Genomic DNA, 1815 nt, shown 5'->3' on the forward strand with positions numbered 1-1815 from the left:
CTTCGCGATCCGCGGCTTTCCGGTCGATCTCGCGAGCGCGATCCGGATCGACGGGCTGACGGTGTCCGGCGAGCAGAACGTGCCGCTCGAGAACAAGGAGCGCGTCGAGATCCTGAAGGGGCTGGCGGGCATCGACAGCGGCGTGGTCGCGCCGGGCGGCGTGATCAACTTCGTGACGAAGCGCTCCGCGAACGTCGCGAGCGTGACGGGCGGCGTCGACAGCCGCGGCTCGACGTCGGCGGCCGTCGATCTCGGCCGCCGCTTCGGCCCCGACAATCAGTTCGGTTTCCGGATCAACGCCGCGAAGGAGAACATGCACTCGTACATCGACGGCACCAACGGACGGCGCACGTTCGGCTCGATCGCCGCCGACTGGGACATCAGCCCGCGCGCGAGCCTGCAGTTCAACGCGGAATTCCAGCAGTGGATCCAGCGTTCCGCGCCCGGCTACCAGCTGCTCGGCGGCACCGTCGTGCCGTCGGTCAAGACGACGTCGAAGGCGCTCGGCACGCAGCCGTGGGCGAAGCCGGTGACGACCGATGCGCTGAACCTGAACGCGCGCTTCGACTACCAGTTCAACGACGACTGGAAGGCCTACGTCGCGGCCGGCCGCAGCCGCACGATGATCGACGACAACAGCGCGTTCGCGTACGGCTGCTATTACGCGGCGAGCTGCGCGGCCGGCACGACGTCGCCGTTCTTCTTCGGCGCGAACGGCGACTACGACGTGTACGACTTCCGCAGCCCGGGCGAATACCGCCGCAACGACGACCTGCGCGCGGTCACGACCGGCAAGTTCGCGACAGGCCCGCTGCGGCACGAGCTGACGCTCGGCGTGAGCGTGCAGCGCCGCGTCGTGCACATGGCGAATGCCGTGTACGACTACGTGGGCAGCGAGAACATCTATGGGCCCGACGTCGCGTTCGCACCGTCGCCGAACACGGCCGGGCCGTCGTATCCGCAGCTCGACGCGTGGCAGTACGGCGTGTTCGGGCTCGACCGCATCAGCATCGGCGAGCACTGGCAGGTGCTCGCGGGCGGCAAGGAAGTGCTGCTGCGCCAGCGCAGCTGGAGCAGCCTCGACGGCGACGCGACGCACACCGACCGCTCGGTGTTCCTGCCGCAGATCGCGCTCGTCTACAAGCCGGTGAATGTGCTGTCGCTGTACGCGTCGTACAGCAAGGCGCTGTCGCTCGGCGACCAGGCGCCGGTGCGCGCGACCAACGCGTATGCGTTCCTGCCGCCGGTCGAATCGCACCAGTTCGAGCTCGGCGCGAAATACGACTGGCTCGACCGGCTGAGCCTCACGGCCGCCGTGTTCTCGATCAGCAAGCCGTTCCAGTTCGCCGACCCCGATGCGTCGGGCACGAGCTATACGTTCGTGCAGCGCGGCACGCAGCGCCACCAGGGGATCGAGCTCGGCGCGGCCGGGCGCGTGACCGAGCGGCTCGGGCTGACGGCCAGCGTCGCGGCGATTCGCGCGCGCGCGTACGATTCGGGTTCGCCGGCGTACGAGGGGCACCAGATCATCAACGTGCCGGCGCTGCGCGCATCGCTGTATGCGGACTACGCGGTGCCGGGCGTTGCCGGCCTGAACATGCTCGGCGGCGTCGAGTACAGCGCGGCGCGCAACGCGAACGAAGAGGGCACCGCGCGCGTGCCGTCGTGGTTCGTGTTCAATCTCGGCGCGCGCTATACGACGAAGATCGCGGGCCATCGCACGGTGCTGCGCGTGTCGGTGGACAACCTGTTCAACAAGTTCTACTGGCGCGATGCGGGCGAGCAGCAGGGCGACGCGTACCTGTTCCCCGGCGC

Annotated in this window: 1 protein-coding gene; it reads left to right on the forward strand. The window is 68.9% G+C overall.

Going from position 1 to position 1815, the window contains the following annotated elements; translation table 11 throughout:
* A partial coding sequence (locus U4012_RS35470) for a TonB-dependent siderophore receptor (protein ID WP_321804521.1) occupies positions 1 to 1815 on the forward strand: 1815 nt, incomplete at both ends.

The sequence above is a fragment of the Burkholderia sp. BCC1988 genome (assembly GCF_905339895.1).
In the GTDB taxonomy this organism is placed as follows: Bacteria; Pseudomonadota; Gammaproteobacteria; order Burkholderiales; family Burkholderiaceae; genus Burkholderia.